This window comes from Hydrogenophaga sp. ANAO-22 (genome assembly GCF_042466645.1).
Classification (GTDB): domain Bacteria; phylum Pseudomonadota; class Gammaproteobacteria; order Burkholderiales; family Burkholderiaceae_C; genus Hydrogenophaga.
Map to the genome: position 1 here is coordinate 5,175,084 of NZ_CP159956.1, position 25,354 is coordinate 5,200,437.

Annotated in this window: 21 protein-coding genes; 16 read left to right on the forward strand and 5 right to left on the reverse strand. The window is 68.0% G+C overall.

The window, feature by feature from the left end; genetic code table 11:
* The first annotated feature begins 54 nt into the window (after positions 1-54).
* The 6 genes from ABSY19_RS25100 to ABSY19_RS25125 are packed head-to-tail and all read left to right on the forward strand — an operon-like array spanning position 55 to position 4,557.
* Entirely contained in the window at positions 55-384 is a 330-nt protein-coding gene (locus ABSY19_RS25100) for a hypothetical protein (RefSeq protein ID WP_382156912.1), read from the forward strand.
* Positions 381-992, forward strand: a complete 612-nt coding sequence (locus ABSY19_RS25105; RefSeq protein ID WP_382156914.1) for a DUF6162 family protein — start codon at positions 381-383, stop codon at positions 990-992. Before ABSY19_RS25100 ends, ABSY19_RS25105 begins: the two co-directional genes overlap by 4 nt.
* 49 nt (positions 993-1,041) lie before the next feature.
* Positions 1,042-1,983 (forward strand): metal ABC transporter solute-binding protein, Zn/Mn family, encoded by a 942-nt coding sequence (locus ABSY19_RS25110; RefSeq protein ID WP_382156916.1) that lies wholly within the window; start codon positions 1,042-1,044, stop codon positions 1,981-1,983.
* Complete coding sequence (locus ABSY19_RS25115) at positions 1,980-2,729, forward strand: metal ABC transporter ATP-binding protein (RefSeq protein WP_382156918.1); 750 nt, start codon at positions 1,980-1,982, stop codon at positions 2,727-2,729. The genes ABSY19_RS25110 and ABSY19_RS25115 overlap by 4 nt, the downstream gene beginning before the upstream one ends.
* A complete protein-coding gene (locus tag ABSY19_RS25120; RefSeq protein ID WP_382156920.1) occupies positions 2,729-3,631 on the forward strand; it encodes a metal ABC transporter permease in 903 nt (300 codons plus the stop codon). Before ABSY19_RS25115 ends, ABSY19_RS25120 begins: the two co-directional genes overlap by 1 nt.
* A complete protein-coding gene (locus ABSY19_RS25125; protein ID WP_382156922.1) occupies positions 3,628-4,557 on the forward strand; it encodes a metal ABC transporter solute-binding protein, Zn/Mn family in 930 nt (309 codons plus the stop codon). The genes ABSY19_RS25120 and ABSY19_RS25125 overlap by 4 nt, the downstream gene beginning before the upstream one ends.
* 121 nt (positions 4,558-4,678) lie before the next feature.
* Here ABSY19_RS25125 and ABSY19_RS25130 read toward each other — a convergent pair whose 3' ends face one another.
* Both ABSY19_RS25130 and ABSY19_RS25135 read right to left on the reverse strand, forming a co-directional pair.
* Complete coding sequence (locus tag ABSY19_RS25130; protein ID WP_382156924.1) at positions 4,679-5,389, reverse strand: response regulator; 711 nt, start codon at positions 5,387-5,389, stop codon at positions 4,679-4,681.
* Entirely contained in the window at positions 5,382-6,941 is a 1,560-nt protein-coding gene (locus ABSY19_RS25135) for an ATP-binding protein (protein ID WP_382156926.1), read from the reverse strand. Before ABSY19_RS25135 ends, ABSY19_RS25130 begins: the two co-directional genes overlap by 8 nt.
* Positions 6,942-7,091: 150 nt before the next feature.
* Between ABSY19_RS25135 and ABSY19_RS25140 the strand changes: the two genes are divergently transcribed.
* From ABSY19_RS25140 to ABSY19_RS25175, 8 genes are all read left to right on the forward strand, one after another.
* A complete protein-coding gene (locus ABSY19_RS25140; RefSeq protein WP_382156928.1) occupies positions 7,092-9,005 on the forward strand; it encodes an efflux RND transporter periplasmic adaptor subunit in 1,914 nt (637 codons plus the stop codon).
* Entirely contained in the window at positions 9,002-11,005 is a 2,004-nt protein-coding gene (locus tag ABSY19_RS25145) for a MacB family efflux pump subunit (RefSeq protein WP_382156930.1), read from the forward strand. Before ABSY19_RS25140 ends, ABSY19_RS25145 begins: the two co-directional genes overlap by 4 nt.
* 8 nt (positions 11,006-11,013) lie before the next feature.
* Positions 11,014-12,423 carry an efflux transporter outer membrane subunit gene (locus ABSY19_RS25150; protein ID WP_382156932.1) on the forward strand — a complete coding sequence of 470 codons (1,410 nt, stop codon included), beginning with the start codon at positions 11,014-11,016 and terminating at the stop codon, positions 12,421-12,423.
* 159 nt (positions 12,424-12,582) lie between these two features.
* Positions 12,583-13,221 (forward strand): PepSY-associated TM helix domain-containing protein, encoded by a 639-nt coding sequence (locus ABSY19_RS25155; protein ID WP_291118746.1) that lies wholly within the window; start codon positions 12,583-12,585, stop codon positions 13,219-13,221.
* Between the two features lie 22 nt (positions 13,222-13,243).
* A complete protein-coding gene (locus ABSY19_RS25160) occupies positions 13,244-13,756 on the forward strand; it encodes a DUF2271 domain-containing protein (protein WP_291118744.1) in 513 nt (170 codons plus the stop codon).
* Between the two features lie 17 nt (positions 13,757-13,773).
* Positions 13,774-14,712, forward strand: a complete 939-nt coding sequence (locus ABSY19_RS25165; RefSeq protein WP_382156934.1) for a DUF4198 domain-containing protein — start codon at positions 13,774-13,776, stop codon at positions 14,710-14,712.
* A gap of 76 nt (positions 14,713-14,788) precedes the next feature.
* Positions 14,789-15,808, forward strand: a complete 1,020-nt coding sequence (locus tag ABSY19_RS25170; protein ID WP_382156936.1) for an FAD:protein FMN transferase — start codon at positions 14,789-14,791, stop codon at positions 15,806-15,808.
* A complete protein-coding gene (locus ABSY19_RS25175) occupies positions 15,805-17,184 on the forward strand; it encodes a sulfite reductase subunit alpha (RefSeq protein WP_382156937.1) in 1,380 nt (459 codons plus the stop codon). The genes ABSY19_RS25170 and ABSY19_RS25175 overlap by 4 nt, the downstream gene beginning before the upstream one ends.
* Positions 17,185-17,212: 28 nt before the next feature.
* Here the strand turns inward: ABSY19_RS25175 and ABSY19_RS25180 are convergent, their stop codons facing one another.
* The 3 genes from ABSY19_RS25180 to ABSY19_RS25190 form a co-directional block, all read right to left on the reverse strand.
* Positions 17,213-17,893, reverse strand: a complete 681-nt coding sequence (locus tag ABSY19_RS25180) for a Fe2+-dependent dioxygenase (protein ID WP_382156939.1) — start codon at positions 17,891-17,893, stop codon at positions 17,213-17,215.
* A 79-nt stretch (positions 17,894-17,972) separates the two neighbouring features.
* Positions 17,973-20,165, reverse strand: a complete 2,193-nt coding sequence (locus ABSY19_RS25185; RefSeq protein ID WP_382156941.1) for a catecholate siderophore receptor Fiu — start codon at positions 20,163-20,165, stop codon at positions 17,973-17,975.
* Positions 20,166-20,403: 238 nt separating this feature from the next.
* Positions 20,404-22,569, reverse strand: a complete 2,166-nt coding sequence (locus ABSY19_RS25190) for a TonB-dependent receptor domain-containing protein (protein WP_382156943.1) — start codon at positions 22,567-22,569, stop codon at positions 20,404-20,406.
* 433 nt (positions 22,570-23,002) lie between these two features.
* On the opposite strand from ABSY19_RS25190, the gene ahpC reads away from it, so the two are divergent.
* Together ahpC and ahpF are read left to right on the forward strand one after the other, a co-directional pair.
* Positions 23,003-23,566, forward strand: coding sequence for an alkyl hydroperoxide reductase subunit C (gene ahpC, locus ABSY19_RS25195; RefSeq protein WP_291111412.1), 564 nt, complete (start codon positions 23,003-23,005; stop codon positions 23,564-23,566).
* Between the two features lie 150 nt (positions 23,567-23,716).
* Entirely contained in the window at positions 23,717-25,306 is a 1,590-nt protein-coding gene (gene ahpF, locus ABSY19_RS25200; protein WP_382156945.1) for an alkyl hydroperoxide reductase subunit F, read from the forward strand.
* Positions 25,307-25,354: the final 48 nt, after the last annotated feature.

Sequence of the window (25,354 nt, forward strand, 5' to 3'; positions counted from 1 at the left end):
GTCCATGCCGGGCCGGTTCGGCCGCTGCGGGCATGCCTCGACGAACCCTGGTCCATGCAAAAACGCTTTCACCCCCTGTTCCTGTCCGCCCTGTTCGTGGGGGCCGCGGCGCTGCCCGGCCTGGCGTCGGCCCACAGCCTGCTGCTGACCTGCAAGCCCGCGGCCGAGAACATGGTGCGATGTGTGGGGGAGTTCTCCGATGGCAGCGACGCGGTCGGCATGTCGGTGCAGGTGAAGGCCTACGACGAGCGCGTGCTGTTCAAGGGCACGCTGGGCGGCGATTCGGCTTTGCAGTTCAAGCGGCCCGCGGGCGAATTCTTCGTGCGCCTGGAGGACGGCGGCGAGCATTCGGCCGAGGTCGATCACACCGACGTCAAGCCATGACCACGCAAGTGGTGCGCCCTGCCGGCGCGGGACACGAAACCTTGTGGGTGGTGCTGGCCGCGGCCTGCGTGCTGGCGGTGGCCGCGATCCTGATCGGCGCGCGCGCGCAGCCGCTGGCGGCGGCGGCCTTGTCGTCGCACCAGATCGACGCCCGCACGCAGCTCAACGCGGCGGAGCAGGGTGTGCACGCCGACCTGCTGGTGGCGGCCGAGGAAATCACCGCGCTGATCGAGACCGACAAGGCTCTGCCGGCCATCGAGCAGCTGCGTGGCATGGACCTGCCGCCCTTCGTCACCGGTGTCGGTGCCGCCGCGCGCGGTGGCCACGAATGGCGCACCCAGGTGCAAGGCCACGACGTGGCCTACGTGGGCCGCAGCGCGGCACCGGATGTCGCGGCGTCTTTCCTGTTGCGCCTGCCGGCCAAAGGCGAGGGTGAAGCCTCGCCCAAGGCGCACGCGCACGACGACGAGGTCGAGGTCTGGGTGCACCGCGAGGGCCCCAACGCCTGGCCCGAGCAGCTGGACGATGCCTCGCTCACGCGCCAGGGCTGGCGCCAGGTCGTGGTGCGCTACGACGCCGGCGTGACGCGCAAGGCCACCGCGCACTGACCTCTCTGTCTTTCGCGCTTCCGTTTTCTTTTCTTTCGGGATCCCTCTCATGTCAGACCACCACCCGCCTTCCGCGCGCCGCCGACACCTGCTGTCCGCGCTGGCTTGGGCCCCCATGGCCCTGGCCGCCACCAGCGTGCCGGCCTGGGCGCAGCAGGCGCGCAAGCTGCGCGTCGGCGTCACGCTGCACCCCTACTACAGCTACGTCGCCAACGTGGTGGGCGATCTGGCCGAGGTGGTGCCCGTCATTCCCGCCGGCTTCAACCCGCACGCCTACGAGCCGCGCACCGAAGACATCAAGCGCATCGGTTCGCTCGACGTGATCGTGCTCAACGGCGTGGGCCACGACGACTTCGCCGGCCGCATGATCGCGGCGAGCGAGAAGCCCGACCTGAAGGTGATCGAAGCCAACGCCCAGGTGCCGCTGCTCGCCGCGGTGGGCACCGGCCGGGGCACCTCGGGCAAGGTGGTGAACCCGCACACCTTCCTGTCGGTCACGGCATCGATCTCGCAGGTGAACACCATCGCCCGCGAACTGGGCAAGCTCGATCCCGCGAACGCCAACGCCTACACCGCGAACGCGCGCGCCTATGCGCAGAAGCTGCGCAAGCTGCGCGCCGACGCGCTGGGCCAGCTGGCGCAGGCGCCTGCCAGCGGCCTGCGCATTGCCACCATCCACGGCGCTTACGACTACCTGCTGCGCGAGTTCGGCCTGGAAGTGGCGGCGGTGGTGGAGCCGGCGCACGGCATCGAGCCCAGCCCCTCGCAGCTCAAGGGCACCATCGACCAGATCCGTTCGCTCGACGTGAAGGTGATCTTCTCGGAGATGGACTTCCCGTCCGCCTACGTCGACACCATCCGCCGCGAAACCGGCGTGCGCCTGTACGCGCTGACGCACATCTCGCACGGCCCGTACACGGCCGACAAGTTCGAGAACGAGATCGCCCGCAACCTGGCCACCGTGGTGCGCGCGATCAAGGAGTCCGCGTGAGCGCGATCGCGGGTGGACCCGGCATCGCATTCGAATCCGTCGACCTCACCCTGGGCCACACCGACATCCTGCGGCAGGTGAACCTGCGCGTGGCGGCGGGCACCGTGCACGCGCTCGTGGGCCCCAATGGTGGCGGCAAGAGCTCACTCTTCAAGGCCTTGCTCGGCCAGGTGCCGCACCGTGGGCAGATCAGCCTGACCTGGCCCGGCGAGCTGCCGGGCGTGGTGGGCTATGTGCCGCAGGCCCTGGCCTTCGACGCCGGCCTGCCGATGACGGTGATGGACTTCATGGGCGCCATGTGCCAGCGCCGGCCGGTGTTTCTCGGCTTGTCGCCGCGCTGGCGCGAGCCGGTGGAGCAGGCCTTGCAGCAGGTGGGCATGCTGGAGAAGGCGGGCCGCCGCATGGGCGCGCTCTCCGGCGGTGAGCGCCAGCGCGTGCTGCTGGCGCAGGCGCTGATTCCCTCGCCCGATCTGATCCTGCTCGACGAACCCATGTCCGCGCTGGACGAAGCCGGCGAAGCGATCTTCGAGAAGCTGCTCGCGCATTGGCGCGAGACCCGCGTCACCGTGCTGTGGATCGAGCACGACCTCGATGCCGTCACGCGCCTGGCCGACCACGTCTCCGGCCTGAGCCGGCAAGTGCTGTTCGACGGCCCGGCCGCCGAGACGCTGACCCCGCAGCGCGTGCTCGCGCTGTTCTCCAGCCGGCAGCGGCGCGAAGAAGAAAAAGACAAGGCGGTGGCCTGATGAGCGCATTCGATACCTTCCGCCAGGGCATCCAGCACCTGGCCGAGCAGGGCACGCTGCCCGCGTCGCTGGCCTATGGTTTCGTGGTCAACGCCGTGCTGGCCGGGCTGTTCATCGGCCCCGTGCTCGGTGGCCTGGGCACGCTGGTCGTGGTCAAGCGGCTGGCCTTCTTCTCCGAGGCCGTGGGCCACGCCGCGCTCACCGGGGTGGCCATCGGCATCCTGCTGGGCGAACCGTACACCGGGCCCTACGGCAGCCTGTTCGCGTACTGCCTGCTGTTCGGCATGCTGCTGAACTACCTGCGCAACCGCACCGGCCTCTCGCCCGACACCCTGATCGGCGTGTTCCTCGCGGTCTCGCTGGCCATGGGGGCCAGCCTGCTGCTGATGCTGTCCGGCCGCGTCAACATCCACATCCTGGAGAACGTGCTGTTCGGCTCGGTGCTCACCGTGGATGCCGGGGACCTGCTGGTGCTCGCGGTGGTCGGCTCGCTGGTGGTGGCGCTCACGGTGCCGCTGTACAACCGCTTCATGCTCGCCAGCTTCAACCCGCAGCTGGCCAGCGTGCGCGGCGTGCGCGTGAAGCTGCTGGACTACCTGTTCGTGGTGCTGGTGACCATCGTGACGGTGGCCTCGGTCAAGGTGATCGGGGCCATCCTCGTCGGTGCCTTGCTCATCATCCCCGCCGCCGCTGCGCGCCTGCTGAGCCTGTCGCTGCGGGGCTTCTTCTGGCTGAGCGTGGCGATCGCCACCGTCAGCACGCAGATCGGCATCCTGGTGCCGATCGAACTCGAACTGCCGGTGCCTTCGGGCGCGGCCATCATCCTCACCGCCGGCGGGCTGTTTGCGCTCGCGGCGGTCATCCGGGGCTTCACCCCGTCACTGAAAGGACATGCCGGATGACCTCGCGTCTTCTGTCTTCCCCGGCCTGGTGCCTGGCCGGTCTGCTGGCCCTGTCGGCCGGTGTCGCCACCGCGCAGGCCCCCGCCGCACCCACGGCGGCTGTCGCCGCCGCGCCCGCCCGCCTGCTGGTGGCCCATCCTGTGGTGGCCGCGCTCACGACCACCCTGGCGCGCGACACCGGCATCGTGGTGCTGCGGCCGGTGCCCGAAACGCTGCCGCCGAACCGCCAACTCGCCTTCTTCTCGGGCCGGGGTGCGGCCGGGCTCGGTGAAGCCGCGCGCCAGGCCGACGCCGTGATCGCCCTGCGCTCGATCTGGCCCGACGACCCGCTGTTCCCCCTGGCTCGCCGCCAGAACATCCGCCTGATCGAGATCGACGCGGCGCGCCCGCTCGATGCCTCCCTGCCCGGCATGGCGCTGCAGGAGCAGGACGCCGCGGCGAACGCGCTGCCCTGGCTGGACCCGGTGAACCTGGGCCGCATGGCCGACGTGATCGCCAGCGATGTCGGCCGGCTGGTGCCCGCCGCCAAGCCGCGCCTGCAGGCCAATGTGGGCGCGCTGCGCCAGCAGCTGCTGGGCATCACGGCGCAGAGCGAAGCCCGCCTGGCCAACGCGAGCAACCTCGCGGTGTTCAGCCTCTCGGACCGGCTCGATTACCTCGTCAACGGTTTCAACCTCGACCTCGCGGGCAGCGACGCGCGCGCCGACGAAGCCTGGACACCCGACGCGCTCACGCAGTTGACGCAACGGCTGCGCAGCGCCTCGGTGGCCGCCGTGCTGCACCATCGCGAGCTGCCGCCGCCCGTGGCGCAGGCCGTGCAACAGGCCGGTGTGCGCGCCATCGTGCTGCTGACCGAGGGCCGCGACCCGGTGGCCGAATTGCGCGAGAACGCCCAGCGCCTGGGCGCCATCGCCGCCGCGCGATGAAAAGCCCGCCGGCGCGACGTGTCTGATTTCAGAAATGCCGCGGAACCGGCTTTGCCGGGCCGCTGGTATTGCCCCCTTGAGGGGGGGCGGCTACACGCAGTGAGCAAGCAACGGGGGTGGGTCAAGCCTCGTACTTGTAGCCCAGGCCGTAGACCGAATGAATGAGCTCCTGCTCCGGCAGGTGCTCCTGGATCTTGCGGCGCAGCTTCTTGATGTGGCTGTCGACCGTGCGGTCCGAGACGATGCGCTCGTCCTGGTACATCGAGTCCATCAGCTGTTCGCGCGAGAAGATGCGCCCGGGCCGCGCGCTCAGCACCTTGAGCAGCTGGTACTCCACGGCGGTCAGGCCCAGGTCGTGCCCGGCGATGGTGGCGCGCCAGGCGGCGTCGTCCAGCTGCAGGCCATGGGGCAGTTCGTCGGCCGTGGCCTCCACCGCGTGCGTGCCGCGCCGCAGCACCGCCTTCACGCGCGCCACCACTTCGCGCGGGCTGAAGGGCTTGCAGATGTAGTCGTCGGCCCCGAGTTCGAGCCCGAGCAGGCGGTCGATCTCCTCCACGCGCGCCGTGACCATGATGATGGCCGGCGCCTGTTTGCCCGGCGTGCTGGCGCGCAGCGCCTTGCAGACGTCCAGCCCGCTCTTGCCGGGCAGCATCAGGTCCAGCAGCACCAGGTCCACCGGGTGGTGTTCCAGCCAGTCTTCCACCTCGTCGCCGCGCGTGAGGTGGTGCGTGTCGAAGCCGGACTGCTTCAGGTAGTCCAGCAGCACGCCGGCGATCTTGTTTTCGTCCTCGACGATGAGGATGCGGCTGGCCATCATGCTGCGCTCAGCCATGCGCGGCTTCCGTGTTCAGCGGCAGCCAGATGTCCCAGCGCAGGCCGCCGAGCGCGCTGGCCGAGGCCTGCATGCGCCCGCCGTGGCCGACGATGATGGCGTGCGCGATCGCCAGGCCCAGGCCCGAACCACCGCTGGCGCTGGCACGCGACTCGTCCACGCGGTAGAGCCGCTCGGTCAGACGGGGCAAGGCCTCGGGCGGCACACCGGGCGAGGTGTCTTCCCAGGTGAGTTGCGCCTTGTCGCCATCGCGCCGCACCTGCACGCTGAGCGTGGCCGGTGCCGCGCTGTAGCGCTGGGTGTTCTGCATCAGGTTGTTCAGCACCTGGTCGAGCCGGTCGCCGTCGGCGCGGATTTCCACACCCTCGGCGAGCTCGGTGCGCACCTGCAGGCGCTGGCCGGCCAGGCCATTGGTGTCGCTGAGGTGGTGGCCGACAAAGCGGCCGAGGTCGAGCGGGGCGAAGCGGTAGTCCAGCGCGCCCAGATCGGACAGGGAGAGCAGGCGCAGGTCTTCCACCAGCCGGGTCAGGCGGCTGACTTCCTGCGCCAGCGAATCGAGGTTGGCCGTGTCGGGCTGGCGAATGCCGTCCTGCAGGGCCTCGATCTCGGCGCGCAAGGTCGCCAGCGGCGTGCGCAGCTCGTGGGCGATGTCGGCGATCCATTGCTGCCGCGCCTGTTGCGCGGCCTGCAGCGAGGTGGCCATGTGGTTGAAGGCTTCGGCCAATTGCGCGAGTTCGTCGTGGCCGCGCGCGGGCAGGCGCACGCTGTAGTCGCCCCGGGCCACGGCCGCCGTGCCCTCGCCGAGCACGTGCAGGCGCCGGGAGAGCCAGCGCGCGATCAGCGCGGCGTTGAGCAACACGGCCGCGAGCATGCCCAGCGCGATGGCGGCGAAGGTGCGGGTCTGCTGGGCCAGGAACACGCGTTCGAGCGAGGCCACCATCTGCAGGCGCGGCACGTAGCCCAGGTAGCCCACCAGCTGCCCGTTGACCTGGATGGGTTTGAGCACGGCCTGTTCGGTGCGGCCTTCCGGGCCGGCGAGCAGGTTGCGCTCGGGGTCGAGCAGCAGCAGCCGGGGGTCGATGGTGAGGGGCGGTGGCACGCTCGGCGTGCCGGGTGCCGGCTGCGCGGATGGCGGCGGCGGCGGCGGTGGTGGATGCGCATGGGGCTGCACGTCGGCCGGCGTCTGCGCCGGGGGGAGGCCGGGTGAGCTTGCCTGCGGCTCGGCGGGGCGGCGCTGCATGCGGCCGGTGCCCAGCACTTCGCGCGAAAGGTCCTGCCAGCGCTGGCGGTCTTCGGTGATCCAGGCCCAGCTGCCCTGCTGGCGGTACCCCTCGGCGAGCCGCACGATCATGGGCTGCAGCCGGTTTTCGTCGGCCTTGTTCAGGTACTCGACCAGGCCCTTGTCGAAACTCCAGCTGTAGATGAGGTAGGCGGACATGACCAGCACCACGTTGGCGCCCGCGATGGCCAGGAAGAGCTTGACGCGCAGGGTGTCGAAGCGCGAAAGCCAGGCCCGGCGGCTGGACGAGGGGGTGGCACGGTCGGTCTGCATGGTGTGGTCGAGACTAAACCCAAATCTTTCAAACTTTGTGCAAGCCAGGGCGTTCCGCTTGCTCATTCTTTCCATATTTCGCGGGCAATATCCCGCATCATCCCGGCAAGCCCTGCGGGTGCCCTCCATCCAGAACCTCAACGCATTGTCATGAACGAAGTCCAACGTGAAGGGGGCAAGGCCCCCGCCGCCCGCCGCCGCAAGACCTGGAAGCTGGCGCTGATCGCGCTCGTGGGCCTGGCCGTGCTCGGGGGAGGCGGTTTTGCGTACTACCGCTGGGGGCCGGGCGCCAAGACCGAGAGCGCCTACATCACCGCCACGGTGCAGCGCGGCGACATCGAGGACCAGGTCAGCGCCACCGGTTCGCTGCAGCCACGCGACTATGTGGACGTGGGCGCCCAGGTGTCGGGCCAGTTGCGCAAGATCCACGTGGAGGTGGGCAGCGAGGTCAAGGAGGGCGACCTGCTGGCCGAGATCGACGCCGAGACCTCGATGGCGCGCGTGGACGCCAGCCGCGCTCAGCTGCGCTCGCAACAGGCCCAGATGGGCGAGCGCGAACTCACACTGGCCAAGGCCGAGCGCGACCTGCAGCGCCAGAAGAACCTGATGGCCGAAGAGGCCACCACCGCCGAGACGCTGCAGAACGCGGATACCGCGGTGAAGACGGCGCGCGCGCAGATCCAGTCGCTCAAGGCCTCGATGGAGCAGCTCCAGGCCAGCATGCGGGTGGAAGAGGCCAACCTCAAGTACACCAAGATCTACGCGCCCATGGCCGGCACGGTGGTGAGCATCACCGCGCGCCAGGGCCAGACGCTGAACACCAACCAGCAGGCCCCCACGCTGATGCGCATCGCCGACCTCTCGGTGATGACGGTACAGACCCAGGTGTCCGAGGCCGACGTGAGCAAGCTGCGCGGCGGCATGCCGGTGTACTTCACCACCCTGGGTGGCCAGGGCCGCCGCTGGTACGGCGAACTCAAGAAGATCGAACCCACGCCCACGGTGACCAACAACGTGGTGCTCTACAACGCGCTGTTCGAGGTGCCCAACAACAACCGCAGCCTGATGACGCAGATGACCGCACAGGTGTTCTTCGTCGTGGCCGAGGCCAAGGACGTGCTGGTGGTGCCGATGTCGGCGCTGACGATCCAGCGCGGCGCCCAAGGCAATCGCGGCGGGCAGCAAGGCGGGCCGGGCGGGGCGCGCAACAACCCGGGCGCCGGCGCTGCGCCCACGCCGGCCGCGCCGTCGGGTGCCACGCCCGCACCCGGCGCGCCGGGTGCCGCCCCGGCGGCGCCGACGCAGCGCGGCACGAGCACGTCCGCCATTCCGTCGGCGTCCTTCAAGACGGTGGCCGACACCGTGGTCGCGCAGGCGGGCGGCGAGCGTCCTCGCATGGACCGTGAGGCCTTCGAGAAAATGACCGACGAGGAGCGCGCGCGCTTTCGCGAGCAGCGCCGCAAGGAACGCGAAGCCGCCGGTGGTGCCGCGCCGGGCGGTGCGGGCGCGGGCAACGCGCCGGGTGCGGGCGGCGATCGCCCGCGCATGAGCCCCGAAGCATTCCAGAACATGAGCGAAGAGGAGCGTGCCCGCTTCCGCGAGCAGCGCCGCAAGGAGCGCGAGCAGGCGCAGGCCAACGGTGGCAGCGCGGCCGCGGCACCCGGCGGCGCCCATGGTGCTGCTCCCACGCAGAAGCGGGCCGCCTCGGGCGCCGATGCCGGCGGCAAGGACGCCGCGGCCGCCAAGCCCACGGCGCCGAACGTGAGCGGCATGCCCCGCAACGACGGGCCCACCCGCCCGGCGCGCGGCCCCCGCCAGGCCAAGGTCAAGGTCATGGCCGAGGACGGCACGATCGAAGAGCGTGATGTCACCATCGGCATCAGCAACCGGGTGCATGCCGAGGTGCTGTCGGGCCTGAAGGAAGGCGACCGCGTGATCGCCGGCGTGCGCGAACCCGAGCGCCGTCCAGCCAGCCCGACACAGGGCACGGGCCTGGGGCAGCCGCAGGGCATGGGTGGTCCTGGCGGCATGCCGGGTGGCGCCGCTGGTGGGGCGCGCCGATGAGCCAGCTGCCGCAGTCGCATGAGGCCGAGGCGCTGCGCGCCGCGCCGCAGAGCGCGGGCGTGCCGCTGATCGACCTGAGCGGCATCACCAAGACCTACCATAACGGTGACCTGTCGGTCGAGGTGCTGCACGGCATCGACCTGAAGATCTACCCCGGTGAGCTGGTGGCCATCATGGGCGCGTCCGGTTCGGGCAAGTCCACCCTGATGAACATCCTGGGCTGCCTGGACAAGCCCACCACCGGCCGCTACCTCTTCATGGGCCGCGATGTCTCCGAGTTGGAGCGCGACGAACTCGCCGAGCTGCGCCGCGATGCCTTCGGCTTCGTGTTCCAGAGCTACAACCTCATCGCCACCGGCACCGCGGCCGACAACGTCGAGGTGCCCGCCGTCTACGCGGGCATCCCCCCGGCCGAGCGCCATCAGCGTGCCAGCGAATTGCTCGGCTCGCTGGGCCTGGGCGAGCGCATGCACCACCGGCCGAACCAGCTCTCGGGCGGCCAGCAGCAGCGCGTGTCGATCGCTCGCGCCCTGATGAACGGCGGCCGCGTGATCCTGGCCGACGAACCCACCGGCGCGCTGGACAGCAAGAGCGGTGCCGACGTGATGGTCCTGCTCAAGGATCTGGCGGCGCAGGGGCACACGGTGATCCTCATCACCCACGCCGCCGAGGTCGCCCAGCACGCGCAGCGCGTGATCGAGATCAAGGACGGCCACATCCTGGCCGACCCGGGCCCACGCCCGCCCGAAGGCCAGGCCGCGCTGGCGGCGCAGAACTGGACGGCGCGCGCCGGCCGCATCTCGCACCTGAGCGATGTGGTCGAGGCCGCCAAGACCGCGCTGCGCGCCCTGCGCGCCAACGTGTTCCGCGCCATTCTCACGCTGCTGGGCATCGTGATCGGCGTGGCCTCGGTGATCGCCATGCTGGCCATCGGCGACGGCGCCAAGCAGGTGGTGATCGACCGCATCAGCGCCATGGGCTCCAACCTGTTGCTGGTGCGTCCGGGCGCGCCCAACCAGCGGGGCTTTTCCAACACCGCGACGCTGGTGCTGGCCGATGTGAACGCGATCGACAAGGAAGTGCCCAACGTGCTGGCGGCCGTGCCCGAGCAGAGCAGCAACGCGACCTTGCGCTATGGCGAGTCCGACTATTCGAGCAGCATCCTGGGCACCTCGTCCAAGTTCCCGCTCGCGCGCCAGTGGAAGGTGCAGCGCGGCACCTTCTTCACCGACGAGGACGAGCAGGAATACGCCACCGTGGCGGTGCTGGGCCAGACCGTGGCCAAGGCCCTGTTCCCGGGTGGCGAGGAGCCGCTGGGCAAGTTCGTGCTGGTGAACAACCTGATCTTCCAGGTGGTGGGCGTGATGAGCACGCGCGGTGCATCGCCCAACGGGCAGGACCAGGACGACGTGGTGCTGGTGCCCTACGCCACCAGCCAGTTGCGCCTGTCGGGTCAGCGCTTCCTGCGCAACGTGACGGTGGCGGTGTCAGACGTGAGCCGCATCGACGAAACGCAGTCGGCGGTGGAGTCCCTGCTGGCCGAGCGCCATGGCGTGATCGACTTCCAGATCCGCAACATGGCGTCGATCATCGACACCGCGACCGAGACGCAGAACACCATGACCATCCTGCTGGGCTCGATCGCGGCGATCTCGCTGCTGGTCGGTGGCATCGGGGTCATGAACATCATGTTGGTGAGCGTGACCGAGCGCACCCGCGAGATCGGCATCCGCATGGCCACGGGCGCGCGCATGCGCAACATCCTCCAGCAGTTCCTGATCGAAGCGCTGGTGGTCTCCGCGCTGGGCGGCCTGATCGGCGTCGTCATCGGCCTGGGCGTGGCCTTCATGATCGGCGCCACCGGCACGGCGGTGCAGTTCTCCGTCACCCCGGTCGTGCTGGCGTTCGGCTGCGCCTTCGCCACCGGCCTGATCTTCGGCTACCTGCCCGCGCGCAAGGCCGCGCGGCTCGACCCCGTCGTGGCCCTGTCTTCCGAATGAACACCGTGATGAAACCGTCAACGTTCCCCTTGGCCAAACCGCTGGTCCTGGCCGCCGTTCTGGCCTTGCAGGCCTGTGCCAGCACCGAGCCGGCGCGTGGGCCGGTGGTCGAGATGCCCGCCGCCTTCGTGCCCGCGCTGCCCGCGACCGACGCGCCGCAGCTGACCACCGCCTGGTGGCAGTCCTTCGGCTCGCAGCCGCTGGAGCGCCTGATCGAAGAGGCGCAGGCCGGCAGCCCGGACCTGCGCATCGCGATCGAACGCATGCGCCAGGCCGACATCGCCCTGCAGCAGGCGGGCGTCTCGCGCCTGCCGTCGGTCAACGGCAGCCTGGGCAGCACCGCGGGCCGGACCGACGCGCCGGGCACCGCGTCCACCTCCCGCGAGTCGAGCAGCGCGGGCCTGTCCGTCAGCTACGAGGTTGATCTCTGGGGCCGCATCGCGGCCGGCGTGCGCGCGGGCGAGGCCTCGTTCCAGGCCAGCCAGTACGACTGGAAGACCGCGCGCCTGACGCTGCTCACGGCCGTGGCCAACAACTATTTCCTGTGGCTCAACACCGCCGAGCGCCTGCGCATCGCGCGCGAGAACCTGGCCATCGCCGAGCGCGTGCTGGCGATCGTGGAAGCGCGCCAGCGCAACGGCGTGGCCACGGCGCTGGAAGTGTCGCAACAGCGCACGACGGTGCTGTCGCAGCGCACGGCCTTGTTGCCCATCGAATTGCAGCAGCGCCAGACCGCCACCGCGCTCGCGCTGTTGCTGGGGCGCGTGCCGCAAGGCTACGCGCCTGAAGCGGGCGAGTTCACGCAGCTGCGTGTGCCCGCGCTGTCGCCGGGCCTGCCGTCCTCGCTGCTCACGCGCCGCCCCGATCTGGCGTCCGCGGAAGCGCAACTGGCCGCGTCCGATGCCAACGTGGAAGTCGCGCGCAAGGCGCTGCTGCCGAGCCTGTCGCTGTCGGCGTCGGGCAGCCTGGGCACCTCGGCCCTGATCAGCCTGGCCGACCCCACGCGCAGCGTGTCGCTGGGCATTTCGCTGGCGCAGTCGATCTTCGATGGCGGGCGCCAACGCCTGCAGATCCGCAGCACCGAGTCCCAGCGCGTGGTGCTGATCGAGAACTACGGCAAGGCCATCCGCACCGCGCTCAAGGAGGTCGATGACGGCCTGGGCAACGCGGCGCGCAGCGAGCGCCAGGAAGCGCTGCAGCGCGAGGTGGTGGCGCAGGCGCGCCGCTCGCTGCAGCTGGCCGAACTGCGGTACCGCGAGGGCAGTGGCGATCTGCTCTCGGTGCTGGACGCGCAGCGCACCCTGTTCGCCGCCCTGGACGCCCTGGCCACGCAAAGCCTCTCGCGCCTGACCGCCGCGCTGGACCTGTACAAGGCCCTGGGCGGCGACTGGGCCGGCCCGCCACCCCCGCTTTCCTGAAAAAGAAGAGCACGAGCCCGCCATTTTTATGGGGGTGCGAGTGTCTTTCTAAATGAGAATAGTTATAATTCTCAGACTGATGAGCGCAGGCGGTTTCCGCCCTCGCGATGTCCTGCCTTCCGTTGGCTTCCGATCCGTTTCTGCGTTGTCTCTACTCCCGTGAAGAACCCCCCAGCCGCCCAAGCGGCGTCCAACCGTGCCTACTGGCTCAAGACCCTGCACCAGTGGCACTGGATCAGTTCGGCCCTGTGCCTGATCGGCATGCTGCTGTTCGCCTTCACGGGCATCACCCTCAACCACGCGGCCGACATCGCGGCCGCTCCCAAGGTGCAGCAGAAGCTGGTGCAATTGCCCGCCGAACTGCAGACGGCGCTCGCGCCCAAGGACGACGAGCCGGACAACGCGGTGCTGCCGCCGGAGGTGCACCGCTGGCTGGCCGAGGCGCTGGACGTGCCCCTGCCGGGCACGACCGCCGAATGGTCGCCCGAAGAGATCTACCTCTCGCTGCCGCGCCCCGGTGGCGATGCCTGGCTGCGCATCGAGCGCGAGTCGGGCAGCGTGGAGTACGAGCGCACCGACCGGGGCTGGATCTCCTACCTGAACGACCTGCACAAGGGCCGCCACACCGGCCTGGCCTGGAAGTGGTTTCTCGACATCTTCTCGGTGGCCTGCCTGGTGTTCTGCATCACCGGCCTGTTCATCCTCAAGTTCCACGCGACAAGCCGCCCCACGACCTGGCCCATGGTGGGCGCGGGCCTGGTGATTCCCTTGTTGCTCGTGATCCTGTTCATCCATTGACTGCCGAAGGAGCTGCGTTCCCATGTTGATCCGATACGCCACCGCCATTTCCGCGGCTGGGTTTGCCTTCCCCGCCCTGGCCGCCGACATGGCGCTCAAAGTCGAGATTCCGCGCTTGACCGTGGCGGAGTACCACCGCCCCTATGTGGCGATCTGGATCGAGAAGAACGACCAGTCCTTCGCGGGCAACCTCGCGGTCTGGTACGACATCAAGATGCGCAACAACGAGGGCACCAAGTGGCTCAAGGACATGCGCGCCTGGTGGCGCAAGAGCGGCCGCGAGCTCACGATGCCGGTGGACGGCATCAGTGGCGCCACGCGCGCGCCCGGCGAGCAGTCGGTGCAGTTCGCCGACAGCACCGCGCTGGGCAAGCTGGCCCCGGGTGAATACAGCCTCGTGCTCGAAGCCGCGCGCGAAGTGGGTGGCCGTGAAGTGGTGAAGGTGCCGTTTGTGTGGCCGCCCAAGGCCGCCACCACCACCCAAGCCCGTGGCGAACACGAACTCGGCGCGATCAGCGTCACCGTCAAACCCTGACCCGACTGGAGACCCTCATGAAAACCACCACCGTTCGCGCCCGCGTTCTCACCCTGGCCGCCGCGGCCGTGCTGGCCCTGCCGGCGGCCGTGCATGCGCACCGCTCCTGGCTGCTGCCCTCGGGCACCATCTACTCGGGCCAGCTGCCCTGGGTGTCGGTCGATGCCGCTGTCTCCAACGACATCTTCTATTACGAGCACAACGCCGCCGGCCTGGACAACCTGGTGGTGATCGGTCCCGATGGCCAGCCGGTGCAGGCCGAGAACCAAGCCAAAGGCCGCTACCGCAGCATGTTCGACGTGAAGCTCGACAAACCCGGGACCTACCGCCTCGCGCTGGTGAACGACGCCCTCATCGCCAGCTTCAAGGTGGGCACCGAGAGCAAGCGCCTGCGCGGCACCGCCGAGTCGCTGGCCAAGGAAATCCCTGCCAATGCGGAAGACCTGCGCGTGAGCCAGTCGCAGAACCGCGTGGAGACCTTCGTGACCTCCGGCAAGCCCACCACCGAAGCCCTCAAGCCCACGGGCCGGGGCATCGAGCTGGTGCCGGTGACGCACCCGAACGATCTGGTGGAAGGCGACACCGCCACCTTCCGTTTCATCGACAACGGCAAGCCCGCGGCCGGTTACGCGGCCACCGTCATCCTGGCCGGCCTGCGCTACCGCAGCGAGCTGGGTGAAATCCGCACCACCACCGACGACAAGGGCGAGATCAAGGTGAAGTGGCCGGCGGCCGGCATGTACTGGGTGAACATCGCGCCGCCGCGCGCGCCTGGCATGGGCGGTCCCGGCGGCGCTGGTGGTCCTGGCGCCGGTGGCCCCGCTGCGCCTGCCGCCGCGGGCGCAGCCCCTGCCGCCGACGCACCGCGTCCCGCGCCCACGGGCCCGGCAGGCACGCTGGCCGAGCCGGTCCGCCGCTCGGGCTACAGCCTGACGCTGGAAGTCCTGCCCCGTTGATGCCCCGGCGCAAGCCGGCATGCCCCAGACCATGCAGATGGCTGGGGTTGTTTTTTGGTTTTCTGACCCACGCAACATGAACCGTGTGCTGGTGCCCCTGGAGCTGGATGCTTCGATGCCCATGCTGGGTGCCCAGGCACACTGCCTGGACGGCCAGACCATGGGCACGACCTGGCAGGTGCGGTGGGTGGCGGCCGGTGCCTCGCCCAGCGAGATGGTGCGCGTCGCCGTGCAGGACGAGCTGGATCTGGTCGTGGCCCAGATGAGCACCTGGCTGGAGAGCGCCGACCTGGAGCGCTTCAACCGCGCCCCGGCCGGCACGTGGCACACCGTGCCCGAGGCCATGGCCGAGGTGCTGGCGGCGGCCCTGTGGCTGGCCGAGATTTCCGGCGGCGCGTTCAACCCCGCTGCGGGCGCGTTGGTGAACCTCTGGGGCTTCGGCCCCAGCCCGCGCTACACCGACCCTGGCTTCGCCCCTCCCACGGAGGGCGCGGTGCAGCACGCCCTGGCGCTCAACGACTGGCGCGCCCTGCAATGGCAGGCGGCCAGCCGCCAGCTTCACCAGCCCGGTGGCGTGCGGCTGGACTTCTCGGCGATTGCCAAGGGCTATGCGGTGGACCGGGTGTCGCGGCGGTTGAGCGGCATGGGCTTGCCCCACAGCCTGGTGGAGGTGGGGGGCGAGCTGCGGGGCCAGGGCCTGCGGCTGGGTGGCCAACCCTGGTGGGTGGACCTCGAATCGCCGCCCACCGCGCCTGGACAAGCACCGCTGCCCACCACACGTGTGGCCCTGCATGGGCTGTGCGTCGCCACCTCGGGCGATTACCGGCGCGTGTACACACACGATGGCGCGCGCTGGCCGCACACCATCGATCCGCGCAACGGCCGGCCGCTGGCGAATGGTCTGGCGTCCGTGAGCGTGCTGCACACCGAATGCCTGTGGGCCGATGCCTGGTCCACCGCGCTGACCGTGCTCGGAAGAGAGCAGGGCCTGGCCCTGGCCACCGCGCACGGCATCGCGGCCTTGTTCGTGCAGCGCGAGCCCGATGGCCGATTGACCGAAACCCTCACACCCGCGATGAAGGAACTCGCCGGATGACCAGCGAAAAATGGCTCTACGCCCTGGCCACGCTGCTGTGCTACGCCCTGCTGTGCGGCGCCATCGCCTGGCAGCACCGCAACCGGCAGCGCGCCGCGCAGCGCCGGGTGGATGCGCTGCTGCCGGCCACGCCCGGTGTGCCCGCGTGGTGGGTGGCGTACGCGAGCCAGACCGGCCAGGCCGAAGAGCTGGCCTTGCAGACCGCGCAGGCCTTGCACACGGCGGGCGTGCCGGTGCGCCTGGCGCCGCTGAGCCAGATCAGCCTGGCCGACCTGCAGCAGGCCGATCGCCTGCTCTGCATCGCGAGCACCTACGGCGAGGGCGATCCGCCCGACAGCGCCGTGCTGTTCGCCCGGCAGGTGATGGCCAACGCGGGTGTGACGCTGTCGCACCTGCACGTGGGCCTGCTCGCGCTGGGCGACAAGACCTACGCCCACTTCTGCGGCTTCGGCCGCCAGCTGGACCAGTGGCTGATGGACCGCGGCGCGCAGGCCCTGTTCGAGCGCATCGACGTGGACAAGAGCGATCCCGACGCGCTGCAGCGCTGGCGCCAGCACCTCGCGCACCTGGCCGGCACCAGCGACCTGCCGGATTGGGAGGCACCGGCCTTGCAGCCTTGGCGGCTGCGCGCGCGCCAGCACCTCAACCCCGGCAGCGCGGGCGAGGAGGTGCATCACCTGGAACTGGTGCCTGCTGAGGCCGGCGCGGCGTTGCCCGAGTGGCAGGCGGGCGACCTGGTGCAGGTGGAGGTGCCCACCGCGCCGGGCGAACCGCGCGACTACTCCATCGCTTCCGTGCCGCAGGACGGCGCCGTGCACCTGCTGGTGCGCCGCACGCGCCGCGCCGACGGCAGCCCCGGCCTGGCCTCGGGCTGGCTGACGCAAGCTGCGCAGACCGGCGACACCGTCACGCTGCGCGTGCGCTCGCATGGCGGTTTTCGCATTGGTGACAACGCTCAGCGTCCGTTGATCCTGATTGGCAACGGCACGGGCCTGGCGGGTTTGCGCGCGCACATGCGGGCGCGCATTGCGGCGGGGAAGGGGCAGGTGCCCATGTGGTTGTTGTTCGGCGAACGCAACGCGGCGTGCGACGCGCACTACCGCGACGAGATCGACGCCTGGCAGCGCGATGGCTGGCTTCGCCGTGTGGACTGGGTGTTCTCGCGCGACCAGACCGAGCGGCGCTATGTGCAACACGCCTTGGCCGAGGCCGCAGCGGACGTGAAGGAATGGGTCGGGCAGGGTGCTGCGGTGTACGTGTGCGGCAGCCTTGAAGGCATGGCCGGCGAAGTCAACGGCACGCTGCGGACCATCCTGGGCGAAGAGGCGCTGCAGCAGCTCACCGCCGACGGTCGCTACCGCCGCGACGTGTATTGAACCGGGTGGCGTATCCGGCGCGGGGGGATCAAGTCTCTGCCCATTGCTGCAACAGCTTGTGGTAGTGGCCGGTCAGGGCGACCACCTCGGCGGTGTCGCCCAGCTGGTTGCGCAGCTTGAGGATGGTCATGTCCAGGTCGAACAACATCGAGCGCCGCCACGCGTCGCGCACCAGGCTTTGCGTCCAGAGGAACGAGGCCACGCGCACGCCGCTGGTCACCGGCTCCACGCGGTGCAGGCTGGTGGACGGGTAGACGATCGCGTCGCCCGCATCGAGCTTGATCTCGTGCGTGCCGAAGCTGTCCTCGGCGATCAGCTCGCCGCCTTCGTACTCGTCGGGTGAACTGAGGAACACGGTGGTGGACACGTCGGTGCGCACCTTCTGGCCGCTGAAGCGGTCGGTCTGGATCGTGTTGTCGATGTGGTTGCCATAGTGCCCACCACCTTCGTAGCGGTTGAACATCGGCGGCAGCATGGTGGCTGGCAGCACGGCCGAGACGAACAGCGGATGGCGCTGCAGCGCCTGCGCGATGCGCTGCGAGAGCGGCGCGAACACGGGGGACGCGGTGTCGAGCTGCAGGTTGCGCTTGACGTTGGCCGCCTGCGGACCGGTGGAGCGCAGACCGTCCACCCAGCCCTGGGTGTCGAGCACCTGGCGGATCTCGGCCACTTCGGCCGGTGTGAGGACCTGGGGAATGTGCAGCAGCATGGACAGGGTTCCTGAAACGGGAAAAGGCCCGCCATGGGGCGGGCCTTTTCGATGGTAGCGTTCTGACGGGTGGTCGGGATCAGAACTTGACGTTGGCGGTCAGCGCAGCGGAGCGGGGCAGGCCCAGCGCCAGTCGGCCACCACCGTTGTTCAGGGCCATCAGGTATTCCTTGTCGAACAGGTTGTAGACGTTCAGGCGCAGGCTGACCTTGTCGGTGAGTTGGTAGGCGACCATCGCGTCGGCGACCCAGGACGAGGGGATGTTGGGCACATTGCCCGTGCCGCCCACGGTGACGACGCGCTTTTGCTCGGAGGTGTAGCGAGCACCCAGGCCCAGCGTCAGCTTGTCCAGTTGGTACGAGCTCCACACGGTGGCGGTCAGGTCGGGCGACCAGCGCACGCCGTCGGTGACCGTGACCACGCCGGTGGTGGCGTTGCGCGAGCGCTGACTGAGCGCCTTCGTGCTGGTCTTGGCCAGGCCGGCCGTGATCTGCCAGAAGTTGGTGATCTGGCCCACTGCCGACAGCTCAAGACCTTGCACACGCGTTTTGCCGTACTGGAACGTCTGCCCGGTCACAGCGTCTTGCGAGGTCTGGCCATCGTTCTCGGTGCGGAAGACGGCCGCGGCCACGTTCAGGCGCTTGTTCAGCAGTTCCCATTTCGTGCCCAGTTCGACGGTATCCGTTTTTTGCGGATCCAGCGTCGAGTTGGCTTGATTGGTGGTCGACGTGTTCAGTTGGAAGTTGCTGGTGCCGGGCGGGGTGGCCGAGGTGGCGTACGACACGTAAACGCTGCCGTTTTCCGCCGGCTTGTAGACGCTGCCGACGCTCCAGCTCACCAGGCTGCGCGAGTCTTCGAGCAGGGTGCGAACGCCCGCTGCGGTGACGTTGTCGGTGTTCAGTTTGTAGACGTCAATGCGGGCCCCGCCGTTGATCGACCAGCGGTCGTTGAGCTTGGCGTCGTCGAACGCGTACACGCTGATGGTGTTGGTCGTGCCGCCCGTGATACCACCGGTGCGCCCGCCGAAGTTGCCCATGGTTTCGAACGGATTCGGGTTGTAGAGGTTTGCTGCCGGCGCCGTCGCCGTGCCATGGTCAAAGCTGCTCTGTTTTTCGTGCAACAGCTCGACACCAGCCGCCAACGAGTGCTGCACGCCACCCGTGTTGAACGCCGTATTCACGCTGGTCTGGTTGGCCAGGATGCTGTTTTCCTGGTCGACGCGCTGGCGCGAGCGGTTCACGGTCCAGGCAGACTGCGGCCCTGCGGTCGAGATGCCCGTGTTGCCGGTGTTCACGCCGGTCAGCGTGCGGTCCATGGTTGTCCGGCCGTACCGTGTGGTGTTGCGGATGGTCGTGCGCTCGCCGAGATCGTGCTCCACCTTGACAGTGAACATGTCGGCGTCAACCTTTTCGCGGTCGTTCACGCTGCCGTAGAAGTTCTCGCGGCGAACCTTTGGGCCAATGGCCGTGGTGTAGCCGGCGTAGCCGATGGCGGGAATGCCACCATCGGGCACGTTGTCCTGGCGCAGGTGTTGGCTGAAGAGGTGGACACGGGTGGGCGTGCCCAGGCCGGTGACGTAGGACAGGCCCACGCCGTAACCCTTGTTTTCCACATAGTCGCGGCCATCCACGCCACTGTCCTGCACCATGGCGTTCAGGCGGAAGGCGGAGGTTTCGCTCAGTTGCTTGTTCAGATCGACGGTGGCGCGCTTGCGGCTGGCGGTGCCGACCGTGCCGGAGGCGCTGCTTTCATCACCCAGGTGGGCCTGCTTGGAGATCAGGTTGATGAAGCCCGACGCAGCGCCACGGCCGGTTTCTGCACCGGCCGCGCCCTTGACGATCTCCACCTGTTCCAGGTTGAAGGTGTCGCGCGTGACGGCGCCGAGGTCGCGGATGCCGTCGACGAAGGTGTTCTGCTGCAGCGAGAAGCCGCGCAGCTGGAAGGTGTCGCCGGCCGAGGTGTTGCCGTTCTCCCCCATCTGCATGGTGATGCCGGGGGTGTTGCGAAGGGCTTCCATCAGCGTGACCGCGCCTTGCTCTTCCAGCACTTCCTTCTTGATGATCTGGATGGTCTTGGGCGTGTCCACCAGCGGGGCCGTCATCTTTTCGTTGGCCGATTTGTCGGCTTTGTACGGCACCTCGGGGGCTTCCTTGACGGTCACCGTGGGCAGGGTGGTGGTCTGCTGCGCCATGCCGGCGGCAGGAACGGATGCGGCCAGGAGGGCCAGGAGGTGGACGGGTTTGCTGTGCTTGCGGCTGCGGATATGGGCCATTGATGAGTCCTTGCGGTGCGATGGTGTGTTGGCTGGCAGGCGTCCACATCGCACCGGCTCGGTGCAAGGGCACGGCAGGTCGTCGGGGGCTTTGGCTGGCTTCGGCCGGGATTATCACAAATAAAAATCATTCCTATTCACAATTTTTCCATTTTGTTGTGAATTGGCGTCAGGAACGACGAAAGGCGCCAAGACCGAACGGTCTTGGCGCTTGCACGCCCGATGGCAGAAACGGGGGTTAGAAGGTGACGTTGGCTGTCAGCCAGAGGCGACGGCCTTCGAGCATGTTGTTGTAGCGCGCGGCATACGCGTTGGGCGCGTACTGGGCGTACTCCAGAAAGTCCTTGTCGAACAGGTTGTAGATCGTGGCGCCCAAGGTCACCGACTTGTTCAGGCGGTAGCTGCCGCCCAGGTGGAACTGGGTCGTCGCCTTGTAGTCACCCAGGACTGCACGGGCCGCTCTGCCGGTGGCAGAGGTGTCGTCGCGCCAGCGCGAGCTGCGGTACTCGGCACTGACCCAGGTCGAGAACTTCTCGTCGATCTTCCAGTCGAGCTTGGCGTTGAGCATGTGCTTCGGGGTGTTGTACAGGGGTTGGCCTGCGCTGGCGCCGCTCTTTTGCTCGCTGCGGGTGAAGGTGTAGTTGCCGGTGGCGTTGAGGCCTTTGGCCAGCGGCACGCGGGTGGACAGCTCAAAGCCGCGTGTTTCCGCTTCGTCCACGTTCACCGACTGGCCATAGGTGTCCACGGCGGGCCAATTGCCATAGTTCACGCACCCGGGGCGGTTGGGGGCTCCCGCGAAGCTGCAGTTCAGCAAGCCGCTGCCTGTGGCGATCTTGTCCTTGAACTGGTTGAAGAAGATGGTGCCGCCGATCGTGAAGCCCTTCTTGTCATCGAACATCGTGCCGAGTTCGTACGACGTGCTGGTTTCTGGCTTGAGGGAAGGCGTGCCGATGGTGGGGCGCGTGCCTTGACCCGTAAAGCCGGTGATGCCATCGGCCAGTTGATCGAGGCGCGGGGTCTTGAAGCCACGGCTCACACCGCCTTTGACGATCCAGTTGTCGGTGGCATCCCAGACCGTGTAGATGCGCGGACTGAACTGCGCGCCGAACTGGCTGTGGTCGTCGTAGCGCGCACCCAGGGTGAGCGCGAGGGCAGGCGTGAGGCGCCACTCGTCCTCGCCAAACAAGGCCCACTGCGTGTGGGTGTACGGTGCGGGCGCCACGCCGTCGATCATCTCCGCGTCCCAGTACTGGGCGCCCACCGTCAGCAGGTGCGATTCACCCACGGCAGTGATCAGCTTGGCGTCGAGGATGGTGTTTTCCGCCGTCAGCGTGCGCGCGCTGCCCGGCGCCTTGCCGGGGGTGCCTGAAGGGATCGTGCGGCCGATGGTTTCGGTTTCGTTTCGGGTCAGGCTGGTTTCCAGCTTGCCGAAGCCGAGGTTGGCGTTGTAGGCCAGCACCGTCTGCTCGCGATTGAACTTCTGCTTCGCCGTGTAGCCTTGCACACCGAGGGTGCCGAGCTGCGCCGATGAGTTGTCGTACACCTGCCGCGCGGTGTCCAGGTCCAGGTAGATTTCGTGATCTCTGTTCGGCGTCAGCGTCAGGCGAGCGCCGAGGGTGTCGATGTCCGCCTTCACCGGGCTGGGACCCCGGGTGCTGATGGTGGTGTTGCCTGCGTTGCCAGTGGGCTCCAGTTCGGACGCCGAGCGCTTGAAGGAGCTGGCGCGAAGCGTCAAACCCAGCATGTCTTGCTTGATGGGGCCGCTCAGATAGACATTGGTGCCCAGGCTGTCGCCGCGATCGCGGTTTTCCTGCACGGTGCCGTTCAGGTTGACCGCACCGGCCCAGGTCTTGCCGACCTTGCGCGTGATGATGTTGATCACGCCGCCCATGGCATCGGAACCATAGAGCGTGGCCATCGGGCCGCGAATGACTTCGATCCGCTCGATGGCGCTGATGGGCGGCAGGAAACTGGTGGAGGTCTCGCCGAATCCGTTGGGGGTCACGTTGCCGGCGGCGTTCTGACGGCGGCCATCCACCAGCACCAGGGTGTAGTCCGAAGGCATGCCGCGGATGCTGATGTTCATGCCGCCGGTTTTGCCAACGTCGTTGCCGACGTCCACGCCTTCCACATCGGCGAGCGCTTCAGCCAGGCTGCTGGCGCGTTTGGTTTCCAGGGCTTCGCGGGACACCACCGTGATGCTGGCGGGCGCCTTCTTGATGTCTTGTTCGAAACCGGAGGCCGACACCACGACTTCGGACAGCGAGCCCTCGGCTTGCTGGGCGTGGGCCGCGCCCAGGCTCAGCGCGTACAGGCTGCAGGCCACGGCGGTGGCTTGCAAGGGGAAGCGGTAGCCCGACGAAACGCCGCGCTGGCCAGCCGACGGGGTGGATGCTCTCGACATCGAAAATCCTTACGTATGCATGCGTTGATGGAGTTGGCTGGCATGCATCCACTCGGTATCGCGCGCATCACACAAGGGACGGGGCTGGGGAGGGGCTGGCTGGCTACTTTTCTTATTATTACAAATGAAAACCATTCTTGTTAAGTTTTTGATAATTTTTTTGTGATAGCTCGTTCGGTGCTTGCCGTAAAGCTTCCGGCGGGAACGCGGTTTGCCCTCTGAAATCTCGCCGAAACGGTGCTGTCGCCGGAATGTGGTAAACACGAACGGCCCTCATCGGGCGAGTTGTTGCACAGCAACAAGAAAAGCTATCGGGTGGATAAACACTATCAATCCCGAGGATTGGTAGGTATTTGCTATCATTCACCCCATGGCGATACGGAAAACCCTTTCTGATCGCCGCCTCTTTCTCAACCCCAACCCAAGGAAAACCATGTCCCTGATCAATACCACCGTCCAGCCTTTCAAGACCACGGCCTTTCTGAACGGCAAGTTCATCGACGTCAGCGACGAGACGCTGAAGGGCAAGTGGTCGGTGCTGATCTTCATGCCCGCTGCCTTCACCTTCAACTGCCCCACCGAAGTGGAAGACGCGGCCGAGAACTACGCCGAATTCCAGAAGGCCGGTGCCGAGGTCTACATCGTCACGACCGACACGCACTTCTCGCACAAGGTGTGGCACGAAACCTCGCCCGCCGTGGGCAAGGCCAAGTTCCCGCTGGTGGGCGACCCGACCCACGTGCTGACCAACGCTTTCGGCGTGCACATTCCTGAAGAAGGCCTGGCGCTGCGCGGCACCTTCATCATCAACCCCGAAGGCACGATCAAGACCGCCGAGATCCACTCCAACGAGATCGCCCGTGACGTGAAGGAAACGCTGCGCAAGCTCAAGGCCGCCCAGTACACCGCCGCCCACCCCGGCGAAGTGTGCCCGGCCAAGTGGAACGAAGGCGCCAAGACCATCGCTCCTTCGCTGGACCTGGTCGGCAAGATCTGATCCTGCGTTCCATCCGCGATGAGGCCCAGCCTCTCCGGTTGCACGTCGAAGAACCCGCGGGCCCAGAAGGCCCGCCGGGTGGACCCCTGGCCGCCTTTCAATCCCTGAGGAGGCCGGTTCTCAAAGTCGCTTAGATAAAGGAAACACAACATGTTGGACGACACCCTCAAGGCTCAACTCGGCGCTTACCTCGAGCGCGTGACACAACCTTTCGAGATCGTCGCTTCCTTGAGCGACTCTGAGAGCTCCCGCGAAATGCTTGATCTGCTGCAGACCATCCAGGCGCTGCGCAGCGACAAGATCACCCTGAAGACCGACGGCCAGGATGCGCGCCGGCCTTCGTTCACCCTGCAGCGCGCGGGCAGCGACACTTCGCTGCGCTTCGCCGGCCTGCCTCTGGGCCACGAGTTCACCTCGCTGGTGCTGGCCCTGCTGTGGACCGGCGGCCACCCACCCAAGGTCGAGCAGGACGTGCTCGAACAGATCCAGGCGCTGGACGGTGACTTCAATTTCGAGGTCTACATGTCCCTGACCTGCCACAACTGCCCGGACGTGGTGCAGGCGCTCAGCCTGATGGCGATCCGGAACCCTAAGATCAAGACCACGGTCATCGAAGGTGGTGCCTTCCAGGACGAGGTGACGGCGCGCGAGATCATGGCCGTGCCCATCGTGTTCCTCAACGGCCAGGTGTTCGGTTCGGGCCGCATGACGGTGGAAGAGATCGTCGGCAAGCTGGACGTGAACGCCGATGCGCGCGAAGCCGCGAAGCTCGACGCCAAGGACCCGTTCGACGTGCTGATCGTCGGTGGCGGCCCGGCTGGTGCCGCGGCGGCGGTGTACGCCGCCCGCAAGGGCATCCGCGTGGGCGTGGCGGCCGAGCGTTTCGGCGGCCAGGTCAACGACACGATGGCGATCGAGAACTACATCAGTGTGCTCGAAACCGACGGCCCGAAGTTCGCCGCCGCGCTCGAAGCGCAGGTGCGCCACTACGACGTGGACATCATGAACCTGCAGCGCGCCGACAAGCTGATCCCGGCGAGCGAGCCCAACGGCCTGGTGCAGGTGCAGATGGCCAATGGCGCGGTGCTGAGCGCGCGCAGCGTGATCCTGTCCACCGGCGCGCGCTGGCGCAATGTCAACGTGCCCGGCGAGGCCGAGTACCGCAACAAGGGTGTGGCTTACTGCCCGCACTGCGACGGTCCGCTGTTCAAGGGCAAGCGCGTGGCGGTGATCGGTGGTGGCAACTCGGGTGTCGAGGCCGCGATCGACCTGGCTGGCATCGTGCAGCACGTGACGCTGATCGAGTTCGCCGATGCGCTCAAGGCCGACGCCGTGCTGGTGAGCAAGCTCAAGAGCCTGCGCAACGTGGACATCCACGTGAATGCGCAGACGACCGAGATCACCGGCGCCGACGGCAAGGTGAATGGCCTGAGCTACAAGGACCGCGCGAGCGGCGACGTGAAGCACGTCGAACTCGAAGGCGTGTTCGTGCAGATCGGCCTGGTGCCCAACACCGAGTTCCTCAAGGGCACGGTGGAGCTGAGCCGCTTCGGCGAGATCGTGGTGGACGCCAAGGGCCACACCAACGTGCCCGGCGTGTTCGCGGCGGGTGACTGCACGACGGTGCCGTACAAGCAGATCGTGATTGCCGCCGGTGAGGGTTCGAAGGCCGCGCTCAGCGCCTTCGACCACCTGATCCGCCAGCCGGTAGTGGCACCGGCCGAGGCCGTCGCGGCCTGATGCGACGAAGCCAGAGCCGAGGCGGCGCCTCGGCCTGGCTTCTGCCCC